At 66.2% G+C, this 13476-nt stretch carries 12 protein-coding genes and 1 tRNA gene; 7 read left to right on the top strand and 6 right to left on the bottom strand.

Translation table 11 applies throughout. The annotated features are described in order from the left end of the window. Positions 1 to 3: 3 nt before the first annotated feature. The 7 genes from HACJB3_RS09200 (at position 4) to HACJB3_RS09170 (ending at position 7015) form a co-directional block, all read left to right on the top strand. Positions 4 to 858 carry a DUF5794 domain-containing protein gene (locus tag HACJB3_RS09200; RefSeq protein WP_008417248.1) on the top strand — a complete coding sequence of 285 codons (855 nt, stop codon included), beginning with the start codon at positions 4 to 6 and terminating at the stop codon, positions 856 to 858. A 37-nt stretch (positions 859 to 895) separates the two neighbouring features. Next, the gene (locus HACJB3_RS09195; protein ID WP_008417249.1) at positions 896 to 1123 is read left to right on the top strand and encodes a DUF5795 family protein; all 228 of its coding nucleotides are present in this window, start codon (positions 896 to 898) and stop codon (positions 1121 to 1123) included. A 40-nt stretch (positions 1124 to 1163) separates the two neighbouring features. Further along, positions 1164 to 1365, top strand: a tRNA-Trp gene (locus HACJB3_RS09190). A 354-nt stretch (positions 1366 to 1719) separates the two neighbouring features. Beyond that, positions 1720 to 3291 carry a lysylphosphatidylglycerol synthetase family protein gene (locus HACJB3_RS09185; protein ID WP_008417250.1) on the top strand — a complete coding sequence of 524 codons (1572 nt, stop codon included), beginning with the start codon at positions 1720 to 1722 and terminating at the stop codon, positions 3289 to 3291. Positions 3292 to 3397: 106 nt separating this feature from the next. Continuing rightward, on the top strand, positions 3398 to 4036 hold the full coding sequence (locus tag HACJB3_RS09180; RefSeq protein ID WP_008417251.1) for an acyltransferase: 639 nt from the start codon (positions 3398 to 3400) through the stop codon (positions 4034 to 4036). Positions 4037 to 4394: 358 nt separating this feature from the next. Then, positions 4395 to 5654 carry a carboxylate--amine ligase gene (locus tag HACJB3_RS09175; protein ID WP_008417253.1) on the top strand — a complete coding sequence of 420 codons (1260 nt, stop codon included), beginning with the start codon at positions 4395 to 4397 and terminating at the stop codon, positions 5652 to 5654. 71 nt (positions 5655 to 5725) lie between these two features. Next, positions 5726 to 7015 (top strand): hypothetical protein, encoded by a 1290-nt coding sequence (locus HACJB3_RS09170; protein ID WP_008417254.1) that lies wholly within the window; start codon positions 5726 to 5728, stop codon positions 7013 to 7015. Positions 7016 to 7041: 26 nt separating this feature from the next. Here HACJB3_RS09170 and HACJB3_RS09165 read toward each other — a convergent pair whose 3' ends face one another. The 6 genes from HACJB3_RS09165 to HACJB3_RS09140 form a co-directional block, all read right to left on the bottom strand. Further along, entirely contained in the window at positions 7042 to 8043 is a 1002-nt protein-coding gene (locus HACJB3_RS09165; protein WP_013199473.1) for a sensor histidine kinase, read from the bottom strand. A 23-nt stretch (positions 8044 to 8066) separates the two neighbouring features. After that, a complete protein-coding gene (locus HACJB3_RS09160) occupies positions 8067 to 8741 on the bottom strand; it encodes a hypothetical protein (RefSeq protein ID WP_008417256.1) in 675 nt (224 codons plus the stop codon). Positions 8742 to 8820: 79 nt separating this feature from the next. Further along, positions 8821 to 9975: a hypothetical protein gene (locus HACJB3_RS09155; protein WP_008417257.1), complete on the bottom strand. Its 1155-nt coding sequence runs from the start codon at positions 9973 to 9975 to the stop codon at positions 8821 to 8823. An 88-nt stretch (positions 9976 to 10063) separates the two neighbouring features. Then, positions 10064 to 10834, bottom strand: coding sequence for a DUF4397 domain-containing protein (locus HACJB3_RS09150; protein ID WP_008417258.1), 771 nt, complete (start codon positions 10832 to 10834; stop codon positions 10064 to 10066). A gap of 53 nt (positions 10835 to 10887) precedes the next feature. Next, positions 10888 to 12483, bottom strand: coding sequence for a bacterio-opsin activator domain-containing protein (locus HACJB3_RS09145; RefSeq protein WP_008417259.1), 1596 nt, complete (start codon positions 12481 to 12483; stop codon positions 10888 to 10890). 285 nt (positions 12484 to 12768) lie between these two features. After that, entirely contained in the window at positions 12769 to 13425 is a 657-nt protein-coding gene (locus HACJB3_RS09140; RefSeq protein WP_008417260.1) for a 2,5-diamino-6-(ribosylamino)-4(3H)-pyrimidinone 5'-phosphate reductase, read from the bottom strand. Positions 13426 to 13476 lie beyond the last annotated feature (51 nt).

Below are 13476 nucleotides of genomic sequence, written 5' to 3'. Positions count from 1 at the left end.
GTCATGAGTAGCTCCCGACACCCCGTCGCGCTCAGACTCGAACGGGCGCTCGGTCTCCGGGAGGCGGTTTCGGGCCCCGCGAAGCTGCTTGCGATCGTGATGTTCCTCCCGCTGATCGACGGGATCTTCCCGGCGCTGATACTGGCCGGCGGGATCGACTCAGTCGCGGGGATCCTGCAGGTCGGCCTGCTGGTCTTCGGTGGCAGTGCGGTGCTTGCGGTGATCCTCGCGGAGATGGACGACGCCCCGAAAGAACAGATGAAGGTCGTCCTCCTCGTCGCGGCCGGGCTGATACCGCTCGCCGCACTGGAGGCCACGCTTGCGCCGACCATCGCGAGCGTGATCGATCTCGCGATCTTCGAGCGCTTTGCCGCACTGGTCATCGTCGCCATCGCCGCCAAGACCGCAAGCGCCCGGATCGGCGAGTATCTCCCCTCGCCGGCCGTGATCGTCGGCCTCGGGTTCGTCGCGAGTGTCGATCCCTCTGGCTTCGAGGTCGTCGTTTTGCCCGATCCTGCGCTGGTCGGCCGGGCGGTCGCGGCCGCCGGCGTCGGCGTCGCCTTCGCGCTCGTCGTTGCGCTCGCTAGCCCGTGGCTGCGCCAGAACCTCGATATCGACTCGTTTCGCTTCGGGAGCGCGGTCGCACTCGGCGTCCTCCCGCTTGCGCTGTTGGGGGTCGTCTTCGAGCAGGCGCCCCTCGCAGTGTTGATCGTCGCCGGCGTGCTCGCGTTCGACCCCGCCGACGGGATCGGCGGACCAGCACCCGACGGCGCCGCCGCGGACGGCGGAACCGACGAGGAGCGAAACGGGTCCGACCGCGGGCAGGCACCCGAACGCGAGCGCGAACCCTGGCTGTAGCGCGGTGCTTTTGTGGCCGCCCCGTCTGAAAGGACCCATGAGCCAGAACCGCGTCGTCGAGGGTCGCATGGTCAACGCCGTGCGACTCGCCGAACTCATCGAGGGCGAGCGACCGATGGAGGCCACGGAGATCGAGGACGCCGAGCGCACGTGTCCCGACTGTGGCGGGGACGTCCTGCAGGTGGGCTACATGCCGAGCGTCAGCGAGTTCGTCACCGGCTACAAGTGCCAGAACTGCGAGTGGCACGAGACCGACCGGGAGTAATCGAAACCCCTTTAGGTGATTTGGGCGTACGTCGGGGCGCGGGGTCGTGGCCAAGCCCGGAATGGCGACTGACTCCAGAGGTATACGCCGTGGTACGCTACGGCGTACGCGTTCGGTGACGAGACTCCAGACTGATATACGGAGCGGCCGACTGATCATCGCGCCGCGTTGACGACCCTCTGGAGTACCGAGACGCGACCGGAGATATCAGTCGATCGGGGGTTCAAATCCCTCCGACCCCACTCTGAAATTAATTCTTTCCCATTATTCACTAGAGATAAATCTGAGAAGAAATATCTGTTCGCGACGCATCTCTACCGGTGGTTGACCCACGTCAACTCACTAGTGCAGTGTAATGAGGGTAGACCAGCGTGAGTATCGAGTCGACACCGATCGGCGAGGTTACACCGGCTGATCTCTACTGGAAACGGAACGACTAGAAAGTCGCTGCCAACGCCGGTGTCCCACGTGCTGGCGTGTCAATCAGGCTCAATGGTGGTAGCGACCATGCTGTCGTCGACGGGTTGGTAGGCCCGCTCACAAATTTCAACTGGCCAATATTTATGGATGCTTACACCGGATACCACTGCAGTCCCATGCGAGACAGCCCGCTACTCCGTTCGGCCCTCACCGTCCTCAAGGTGCTGTTCGCACTCGTCGTCTTCGGGGTCGCTCTCGTCGCGCTCTACCGGGAGTTCAGGTTGGTCTCCCCCGAGGGGTTCCTTCACGGCGTCGAGGCCTACAGTCCGGTCGTCCTCGTCGGGGCCGTCGGATTGACCGCCGCAACGTACGCGACCCTAATCGGGTTCGACGTCCTCGGGTTTCGGTATATCGAGCGGCCCCACGCGATTCGTCGGGTCGCGCTTCCCTCGTTCGTCAGTCTGGCGGTGAGCAACAACGTCGGCATCTCGTTCGTCGTCGGCGGATCGATCCGGTACCGGATTTACGCCACGTTCGGCGTCTCCGCGGGCGACGCCGCGAGGATCGTCGCCTTCTCCTTCGTCGCGAACTGGCTGGGGTTCTTCGCGCTGTTCGGCCCCCTGGTACTCGTCGATCCGACCGTGATCGAACCGGCGGGCGTCGGCGACGGTCGCGTTCTAGGAGTCGCGTTGCTCGCCTTGGTCGCCGGGTACGTGTTCATCAGCGGGCGATGGGACGCGATCGGTCGCGGACGAATTCGAATGGTCGTCCCGTCGCGGCGGTTCGCGATCGGACAGTTGCTGCTCGGAGCGTGCAACTGGCTGTTTACGAGCGCCATCCTGCTCGTCTTCCTCTCGCCATCACTCTCCGAGGTCACGACCGTCCTAGCCGCCATCCTCGGTGCCCAGTTCGTCGGCGCGGTCGCTCCCGTTCCCGGCGGTCTGGGCGCGCTAGAGGCGACGTTTCTCGCGCTCCGGCCGGACTCGATCCCGCTCCCGACGGCGGTGCTGGCGCTGTTGGTGTACCGCCTGTTCTACTACCTGCTCCCGCTCGCCGTCGCCGTCGTGATCGTCGGCGTACGGCTCGGCATCGACCGACGTTCGAACGAGATCGGCGACCTCAACGCGTTCGGGACGTGGGCGGCGCAAACGGTCCCGGATCTCCTGGCCGGCGTGACGACCGTTGCCGGGGCGATACTGGTTCTCGTGGGTGTGTTACCCGATGGGGTGACGCGACTCGCGCCGCTGGATCGGCTGCTTCCCCTGTCGGTCGTCGAGGCGTCGCATCTCGTCTCGATCCTCCTCGGTGTCGGATTGCTCGTTCTCGCTCGCGGGCTGCAGCTTCGACTTCGGAGGGCACACACCTGGACGGTAGTGCTGCTCACGGCGGGGGCGGCCCTCTCGATGCTTCGACGCGGCGATTACGCGGTTGCGATCGTCTTCACGGGGGTGTTGCTGTCGGTCGTTCCCGCACGTGCTCACTTCTCCGATCGGTTGCGACCGGACGATACGTGGATTACCCCCGAGTGGCTCGCCACCGTGGCGATCGTCGCGGCGGCCGCGCTCTGGCTCGGAATCGTCGTCTATCAATCGCCATCCGTAGCCGATCAGTTGGGCGCTCTCCCTCCGCGTGCGGTTCGACGTCTCGGTGCAGTCGTGTTGGCCGTCCTCGCCATCGCCTGTGTCGTCCTCTGGAGGATCGCTCTCCGTGGGGGGCGGTCGGCAGACCGAACTCGCCGACCGCGGTAGCGACGCAGGCTCGCCCGCGAGGGGGACGTCCGCGGACTTTCGTACGGGGGACCTCGTCGCTCGGAAATCGAGGCGTAACAATCGGACGGCCGCCCGTGTGTCGGGTATGCTCCGCGCACTCGAACGGCAGTTGGTCGAGAACCCCGTGACGAACGCGCTGTTGTTCAACGACCTGACTGGGTCCGTCGGCCAGTTCTTCGAGGCGGCCCGCTATCGACGGGAGTACGCCCGCTACAGGAATGACTACGACATCGACCGGACCTTCGAGTTCAACGGGCCGGGGATCCTCCTGTACGGCGACGGCGGAATCGAACTGGGGGCGAACTCCTACATCGGGCGCCACTCGCGGCTTCAGGCCGAGGGCGGGACGGTCCGGATCGGCGAGAACACGGCCGTGAGTCACTTCGTGTTCTGTTATACGCGAAACCGGATCGCCGATCAGGACATGAGCACCGCGCCCAACACCAACGACGGCCTCGCGGTTAGCGAGGGCGATACCGCGATCGGGGATCACTGCTGGATCGGAGCGTTCGCGTTTCTGACCGAGGGCGTCTCGGTCGGGCAAAACACCGTCGTCGGTGCGAACGCGGTGGTTACTGACGATCTCCCACCTCACGCCATCGCGGCCGGTGTGCCCGCACGCGTCCGCCGGTTTAAGTCCCACCTCTCCGAGGAGGAGACCCGAGCGCTCGCGGCCGAGCACGAGGTCGTCCTCGCGGACGATCTCGCTGACGCGTATCGGTGATGTCGCACGCCCCACGAAGTGACTCGAATCACCCGGACGGTTCCGTCACGACGACGGGGGTACGTCCCGTTACCCCCACTCGCGAAGCGAACCGGGGCAGAGACCGCCACAACGGAGTGATGCGGGCGGATGCGGTGTAGGCCGGCCGACCCGGGACGACGACGGATAGGCCGACCCTACCGATCGTACGGTCACCCTAAACCGGTCGTACGGTCCCCTTACCGGGTTCGGCCCCCCGGGTCGGGAACAATCCCGCCATTACAATGGGACGAACGGTCGTACCAGGTTTGTCGTCCAGCAGACGCGTGATCGAGTGGTCAAGCGCTATCACGGTCGCTTCTACAGGGAGACATTAACGATGAACAAGGTACTCGTACTCGACAGCCACGGACACTCGGCCCTCAGCATCGTTCGATCGCTCGGACGACACGACGTCAGCGTCACCGCCGGGGCGGACAGCACGTTCGCTCTCGGGCCGCAATCGAAATACGCCGCCGATAGCTACGTCTATCCGGACCCCGACGTCGATTGTTACGCCTTTCTGGATCACCTGACGGACCATCTGACCGACGAGGACTACGCCGCCGTCGTCCCGGCGACGGACAAGACGACGGCGCTTCTCGCACGGCACAAGGTCGACCTCGAACGGACCGGGACGAAAGTCGCCACCGAGGACTGGGAGACCTTCTCGCTCGCGTACGACAAATCGAGGACGTTCGATATCGTCGAGGGACTCGACGTTCCGGCACCCACGACGGTCGCACCGACGTCGCCGGCCGACCTCGACCGGATACGGGGGGATCTCTCGTATCCGGTCGTAGTGAAATCCCGCAGCAAGAGCATCTGGACCGAGGACGGCACCCACGAACTGAGCCGCGTCGACGACTCCCATTACGCCGACTCGCCCGACGAACTCGACAGCGTCTACCGGACGATATCCGAGTCGAGCGCGGCCTTCGAGGCACACCCGCCGTTGATTCAGGAGTACGTTCCGGGCGAGACCCAGACCACGGTCGTGCTGGCGGATCGGGGCGAGGTTCTGGTCCACTTCCAGGAGCGGCGACTGCGGACCGACCCCCCGAGCGGCGGGAACTCGACGCTTCTGTCGGGCGTTCGAAACCGGCGGATGTTCGAGCACGCTCGTGAGTTGATCGAGGCCCTCGAGTGGACCGGGCCGGCACAGGTCGAGTTCATGCGCACGCCCGGGGGCCAGTACCGGCTCATCGAGATGAACGGTCGCTACTGGGGCTCGCTCCCGCTTGCGATCAACAGCGGCGTCGACTTCCCGTGGTATCATTACCAACTCCTGCGGGGCGAGCGACCGGACCCGCCGCCGACGTACCGAACCGACGTACTACAGCGACGACTGTTGTACGGCGACATCAACTGGTTGGGTCATCACCTCGCGGAAGGGAACGTCGGGGCGGTCGGACCGTTCCTACGGGCATTCGTCGGGCCGAAACACACCTTCGTCTCGGTCGACGACCCCCGTCCGACCGCCGTCGCCCTCGGCGAGGCTGCCCTCGTGGGCACTCGTCGATGCGGTGCGGCGACGGGTTCGAAACTCCGCGAGCGCCGGCGGAACGTGATCCGGGACGACGTCCCGGTCGTCGACTGAACCGCCGGCGCTCGACCTGTTCGTCCGAATACATCAATAAATTTATGTGTCTGTAAAATATCATCTATGTTATGGATAGGAGACGGTTCATCGAGCGGACGGCCGCGACGGCGGGACTCGGCGTCGCGCTCGCGGGCTGTACGGCCGACGAGGACCCCGAAGAGGCACGGACGGCCGTCGACGACACTGACCCGGAAGGGACGAAAATGGAGACCGAACCCGAAGCCGAGGGGCCGGAACCCGAGGGCGGGGACGGCGAACCCTATTACCACTACGACCTCGAGATCCACAACGAGCAGGAGGCGGGCTACCCCGTCTGGATCGACCGGGACGGACGCATCTACGGGCGCGACAGTCCCCGCGTGGTGGTCAGCGACGACTGGTGGGAGACCACCGAGACGCTCTACTCCTTCGAGGAGGAGGGGACCAAAGAGGAGTACGTCCAGATGGTCATCGTCCCCGACAGCGGCCGGATCATCGCCGCGACCGGGGGACGAGGTGAGACCGGCGGGAAGGTCCACCTCATCGACGAGGACCTCAAGGGTTCGGAGCTGCTCTACCAGTTCGATTACGGGCGCGTTTCGAGCGAGTTCGGTCACGCCGTCCACGGGGACATCGTCGTCATCGGGACCTACCACCTGTCGGATTTCGGGGCGGGACGCCACGCCAACGAAGTGATCCTCTCGACCGACGGCGGCCGGTCCTTCGAGAAGGTCCTCGAACGCGAACTCCACACCACTGACGCGGCGAACCACCACATCCACGACGTCGAGTACGACCCGTACGCCGAGCGGATCTGGGTCGCGATCGGCGATCACGGTAACTCCCAACTGTACTGGTCGGACGATCACGGCGAGTCCTGGAGTGAGATCGACGACCGGGGTGCGATTACGATGGTCACGCAGGTCGCCGCGTTCAAAGACTGTGTCGTCCTGGGTACTGACGGCGTGCCCGAAGGGATCATGCGCTGGGAGCGCGATGGCCCGCACGACGAACCGAGCGGCGCCGACGCCTTCGAGCGCGCCCACGTCGAGATCCGGACCGACCCCGACGACGACGTCATGGAACTGTACGCCCGGCGGCGCTGGCACATCCGCGAGGACCTCGAAACGGGCCGCGAGCTCTGTCTCATGCCGTTCGGATACTCGACGATGCTCGACAGCGCCGCGGACTCGGTCGTACTCGCGAGCGTCGACGGCGACGAGTGGTACGAACTCCACCGGACCGAGACCCGCGACATTCTGCTCTCGAACGTCATGGGCCCGCTGTCGATGGACGGCGACCGGCGGACGCTCGTCTCCGATAGCTTCCTCGAGGGCGGCTACCAGATCGACGCGACCGTCCCGGAGTTCTGGGAGTGACTGCGACCGGGTCGGTCTAGTCCGACTCAGCCGTCGGACGACTTCTTCAGCCTGATCTCGAAGGCCGCACCCTCCTCCCTGTCGGTGTCGACCCCGATGTCGCCGTTGTAGCTCTTGATCACGTTGTCGGCGAAAAAGAGGCTGATCCCGCTGCCGTGGTGGAGCTGGTCCTGTTCCTCCCGTCCGAAGATCAGGTCCACCTCCCCCTCCGCGATACCCGGACCGTTGTCGACGATGCGCACGATTACGTCGTCCTCATGGTCCTCGATCTCGATTTCGGCCACCGGAGTCGGCGCGTCGTTGTGGACCACGGCGTTCTCGAGGACGACGGTAAAGACGGTCGTGAGGAGGTGATCGGCGACGACCCGGATCGGGGGGAACTCCTCGAAGCGGAACTGCGCGTCCTCGAAGGAGTCGATGGTCTCGACCATCGCCTCGTGGAGCACGTAGTCGAGCCGGACGAGGTGGTTCTCGGCCTCGTAGCTGTCCTCGAGGAGTTCGCCGAGGCTGTGGGCGCGCTCGCTTTTCGCGATGAGGCGGGTCAGCGCCTCGTCGACCCGTTCGAGGTAGGCACCGATCTCGTCGTCGCCGATCCGCGAATGGGCGTTCTGGAGGTTCCCGTAGGCGATGTTCAGTTCGTTTCGCAGGTCGTGTCGCAGGAGGCGGTTGAGAACCTCGGCGGTGTTCTCGTAGCGTCGCTGTTTGGTCGTGTCGATGAAGATCGCCAGGTACCCGCGGGTCTCCCCGTCGAGGACGATCGGCGCGACCGACCCGCGTCCGAAGACCCCCTCGTCCGTCTTCGTCCGGAGTTCGAAGTCCCCGCTCCAGGCCTTGCCCTCGAGGACGGTCTCGACGATCTCGGCATAGGTGTCCTCGTCGCCCGCGACGATCGTCGCGGACCGTCCGACGAACTCCTCGTACTCGTAGCCCGTAAACGAGAGCCCCGCCTCGTTGACGTCCCTGATGAGCATGTTCGTGTCGGTGATCAGCGCCGGAGCGTCGATGCTTCGGAACGCCTCCTCGTACATCCGCAAGTCGAGGTCGCCCAGACTCACCGCCTCCCGGAGCGCAATGTGAAGATCTCGTCGTAGTATTCGGTGACGACCGCGACCGCCTCGTCGAGTCTCGACTCGTCGTGAATGCGAACCCCCTCGACGAACCGCCGCCCCAGTCGCTCGATGGCGCTCTCGGATGGGTTCTCGACCAGCGCCCGCAACTTGAGTTCGTGAGCCCCGAGCGCGGCCCGCTCCCACTCCGGATCCGACTGGCCGTGTAACTGCCAAAAGCGGGTCTGGCGTCGCGCGTATCGCTCGTCGATGCCGGCCTCCCGACACGCCCGCAGGAGGGACGCCTCGACCCACTTCCAGCGACCATCGTCTTCGAGGTCCGGCCCGTACGCGCCCGGGTCGCTCACGAGCGTGTCGAGGACGTCGTCGCCCGCGACCGCCCGCAGTACGGGCCAGTTCTCGATCTCGTCCTGAACGAACAGCCCGTGCATGAACGCCTCGCCGGCCGCCCGCGCCCGCGAGCGATCGAGCCACGGGAACTCCACCTCGTAGGTCCTCGCCATTTCGTCGAGCGCCGCCGCGCCCGCCTCCCTCGCGCGTTTTGCGTCCCCCGACAGGAGGTGTCTCTCGCGCTCGTCCTGTCTGTAATACGCGCCGAGCAACGCGGTGGCGGCGAGGTGCGCGTCGTCAGACCCATCAGTTGCTTGAACAGTTCCCATGGACACGGCGTTTGAATCTACTAAACAATACGATGTGAAAAGTGTATCGACCAATATGTGTGCTGCATGTATCGTTTCGTTAAGATGACCGTCCTCCTTCGATGGGGATCGTCCTCCCGCGCCACTCGCCGTCCTCGACGTTCGGCGTGCCGTCGGGATGGCCGAAGGCCCGCCATAGTTCCGAGAGGGCGGGTTCGAGGTCCCGGACGACCGTGGCGTGCTCACGGTCGGCGATCGACGCCGTCGCGACCCGGGTCGAGTAGCGGTCGAACCCGAACGGACCGGTCGGCCCGTGGGCGTCGTCGTGATCCAGCCGCGCGTCGGCGGCGTCGAGCACCGAGATCCAGACCGAGGCCGTCGCCGAAAATCCCATCGACGAGAGGGCCGCGAGCGCCTCGCGGACGGCGGCGACGACCGCGGCGTCCAGTCCGGCCGTCTCGCCCGCGGTCCGCACCAGCAGTTCGTCCCCGGACAAGCGAAACAGCCGCGTCGTCGCCGACTCGTAGAGGCCGTCGTGTCGGATCAGCCCGTACCCCGCGTACTCGTCGTCGTCCCGGTCGTAGGCGATCTTCAGGGTCTCGCGGGCGTCGACGGCCGGCGTGTCGGTCGCCGCGAGGACGCTCGGGTCGGGGATCTCCGAGGAAGCCCACCGGCGCTCGAACGAGAAGATCCCGTTCGGGACGACGTGGAGGGCCACGGCCGGACCGGGGGCGAGTTCGGTCGCCGCGCCGTCCCGCGCCCGAATTCCGTCGAGGCGCTCGTCGCGCAGTTCCTCGAGGGTCGCGAGGTGGTCGGTGTCGAACCCGAGGTTGATGTCGAGGTGGTGTTTGGCCAGCCCTGGAGCGGTGTTGTAGAGTTCGCCGATGAGGTCCTGGCGGTGATAGAGCCGGAGGCGCCAGCCGTACTCCTTCCAGATCTCGTCTTCCATGTCGAACTCCTGGAGGCCGGTGACGTCCCGGTTGGTGACGAAGACGAACAGGCCGTACTCTTCGCCGCGCTCGCGCTCGATGCGTTTTACTTTCCGGGCCGAGGCGCGAAGCGCCTCCCGCCAGTCCGCGGCGACGCTCGCACAGGCGATGCCGGGGCGCGAACGCATCCAGATCCGCGCGCTCCACTCGCCGGTGTCGGCACGGAACTCCTTGGTCCGGTAGCCCCGCGAGCGGATGAAAGCCGCCGCGACGTTCTCGAAGGTCCCCTCGTCGGCCGCCTCGATCGCGTACTCGAGTTCCTTCATACGGTTCGTAGGCGGGTCCGACAGTTAACGTAGCGGGACTGGACGTCGCTGGCTCGGCAGGTACGAAAAAACGGATCGAACGGAGCCGTCAGTTCTCGCCGTCGGAATCGACGGCGAGAACGATGTCGAACGCCTCGTCTGCGGGAGCCTCCTCGGGCATGACGTAGCCCGTCGCGAACGCGGAGGCGACGGTCCCGCCCATCGCCTCGACGTCTGCACCCAGCACGGCCTCCTCGCGCTCGCCGGCGGGGTAGATACACAGGCGGTACTCCCCGGCGGGCACCTCCGCGTAGGCCGCATCGCCGAACTCGACGCCCTCGAAGAGGGCGTCACCGGTCTCGGCCACCACGACGTCGACCGCGGGGGCGTCCGGCGAGGCGTGGACCGCGCGCACGCGGGCCGTGTCCTCGCCCGGATCGCTGTTGTCGTCCTCCAGTACCGCGAGTTCGAGGGACTGGTTCTCGTCTGCGACCTCGCCGACAGCCGCGACCGTCAGGTCGGCCGCTGGAACGTCCAGATCCTCGTCCAGCACCGCCGCGTCGGCGCCCTCGCCGGCGAGTGCGACCTTCACGTTGTAGGTGCCGGCGGGGAGTTCGAGGTAGTCGCTAACGGCCTTGAAGGGAACGTCCTCCAGTACCGCCTCGTCGTCGACGAAGACGTCGACGTTCGGGGCGTCCGGCGAGAGGTGGGCCACCCGGACGTTGGCGGTCTCCCCGCCGTCGTCCATCGAGTCGCCGCCCTCCGCCTGATCGTCGCTGTGGTTGTCCGCGCTCGCAAATCCTCCGGCGAGGCCGACGACCGCGACGCCGCCCCCGAGCTGTACGAACCGCCGCCGTGAGATACCCGATCGTTGTGGCATGATGTAACTCCGATTACTGGTAAGAGCGCAGGGATAATGAACGATCTACCCGACTAGTCGGGTAACTCCCGATCGAAGAACTCCCCCAGCAGCTTCCGGTGGGCCGCCCGGAGGTGTTGATGGAACGTCGAGCGGCTGATGCCCATCGAAGCGGCGATCTCCTGGCCCGAGATCCGTCGATCGGGATCGAAGTAGCCGCTGACGTAGGTCTTCCTGAGCGCGAGGCGTTGTCTGTCGGTGAGTTCGCCCTCCACGGAGAGGCGGTACTCGTCGTCGGTCTGGGGCGGGCGGTTGTACTCCCGGGAGGCGACGAGCGTCGCGTTCGGACACGACTCGGTGATCAGTTCGACGACCGAGCGCGGGTTCACGCCCCCGGGGACGACGAGTCCGAGACGGCCCGACCCCCGGTCGGCGTGCATCGACCGGATGCGCACGCCCCTGTTTGCCAGTTTCGTCACCAGCGAGATGCCCGACAGCCGGAACTCGACGAGGCCGGTGGTGTCGTTTGCGGTCAATACGGTCGTCTCCGTGACCGACTCGTAGTCGGCAGCCAGGTCGAGGATCGCGGTCGGATCGAGCCCCTCGACGGTGAAAAACAGCAGCGAGTCGCCGTCGGTGGCCGATCCCTCGTACTCGAAGCGACAGCCCGTCCGGGCCGACAGCGAGACGAAAAACAGGTCCTCGCTCCCCAAGTCGAACGTCAGTTGGGCGGCGCTGTCGGCGGTCAGGATCCGCCGGCTCTCGAGGGTGTTACAGGCGTTGGCGATGGCCCGTCCGATCGACTCCAAGACCACCCGCTCGTGGTCGTCGAACGCGTCGGGGCGGGCGGCGTAGACGACCAATACCCCGTAGACCGTCTCGCCCGAAATCAGCGGCAGCGCGGCCATCGCCCGCGTCTCCTGCTCTCTGACGGTTTCGTGCCACGCCGGGACGTCCTCGCCGGCGACGAACCGAGCGTCCCCGCTCACAAGCGCGCACGCGGCGGGATCCTCCCGGCGGTCGGTCGGGAGCGCGCTCGCGGCAGGGTCGAGCGCCCCTGCCCACGTCTCGGGGACGATCTCCTCGGTGGTCGGGTCGCGCTCCCCGATCCAGGCGGCGTCGTAGACTCCCTCCGCGACCAGCCTGTCACAGACGGCCCGCTCGATCCCCTCCCGGGTGGTCGCGCCGACGAGGGTTCGGGTGATGTCTTCCAGCAGGCCCTCGATGCGATCGAGCACGTCCTGGAGTTTGCGCCGCTCGCGTTCGACCTCCCGGACCCGGCGTTTGACCTCGCGCTCGGCGCGCTTTCGCGCCGTCACGTCGGTCTGAAAGCCGACGAAGTGGGTCACGTCGCCGTCCTCGTGGATGGGGGCGATGTCGACCTTGTTCCAGAACTCGGTGCCGTCCTTGCGGTAGTTGCGCAGTTCGACGGAGGTCGGTTCCTCGGCCTCGATCGCCTCGCGCATTGTCGCGACGGGTTCGGCCGCGGTCCGCTCTCCCTGCAGGAATCGACAGTTGGTGCCGAGGGTCTCCTCGGGTGGATAGCCCGTGAGCCGCTCGAAGGCGTCGTTGATGTAGATCAGCGGGTCGTCCTCCCGCGTGGCGTCCGCGATCGTAATCCCGATCGGCGCCTCGTCGATGGCCCGCTCGATCAGCCCGTCGTCGCTCATGGTTCGATGTGGGACAACCGGACGAATAGGCTGTCGGTCGTTTCCCCGCCGCCTTCGAACGCCGCCAATTGGTCCGGTATACGGACAGGTCAGTCGACGTCTCGAACCGGAGTCCGTCCGTACCGACGGGAGTCTGCGTGATACCGAGCGAACGCGGCGTCCGACGAACGAACATCGAACTATTTATCATGTTATAATTACGATGGAAGCGTGCGCTGGTTTCGACCGGCGCGAACTACGAAGGTGGATGGGGACGAGACCGCTCGTCCCTTCTTCTGTACCGGTTCAGACGCGCCAGCGGAGCACGACACCGCGATCGAGCCGCTCGACCGATTCGAGCGACAGCTCCGGGAACCCTTCGACGAACCCGTCACCGTCTGCCAGCGTCGGCGCCTCGCGCCCGCCGATGATCGTCGGGCCGACGAACACCGAGAGTTCGTCGACCAGATCGGCCTCGAACAGCGAGAAGATGAGCTCGCCCCCGCCCTCGACCAGGAGGCGGTCGATACCTTCGGTGGCGAGCGTTTCGAACCCGTCTTCGAGATCGACCCGGTCATCACCTACCGTGATGACCCGCGCATCCTGTGCTTCGAGGCGTTCGACCCGTTCCGTGGGGGCGGCCTCGCTCACGAGCAGGTAAGTTCTGGCCACCCCGTCGAGGATCCTCGCATCGGGCGGCGTGCGCGCCCGCGAGTCCGCGACGACTCGGGCGGGCTGGGGTGGTTCGCCGCGTTCGGTACGGACCGCACTGGTGGACTCGTCGACCGTGAGGTGGGGATCGTCGGCCAGCACGGTCCCGACCCCGACCATGACGGCGTCGGATTCGGCCCGGAGGTCGTCGACCCGGTCGAAATCGTCGGGGCCGCTGATCGCGATCTGTTCGCGCCGTCGGTTCGAGAGCTTCCCGTCGGCGCTGGTCGCGGCGTTGACGACGACGTCCATACCCGCTCCTGTCGGGGACGGCGAAAACCAGTTCCGGTCCGCTGGGCGACC

Source organism: Halalkalicoccus jeotgali B3 (assembly GCF_000196895.1).
In the GTDB taxonomy this organism is placed as follows: domain Archaea; phylum Halobacteriota; class Halobacteria; order Halobacteriales; family Halalkalicoccaceae; genus Halalkalicoccus; species Halalkalicoccus jeotgali.
The sequence above is the reverse complement of the archived record's forward strand: the minus strand, read 5'-3'. Positions and strand labels throughout refer to the sequence as shown.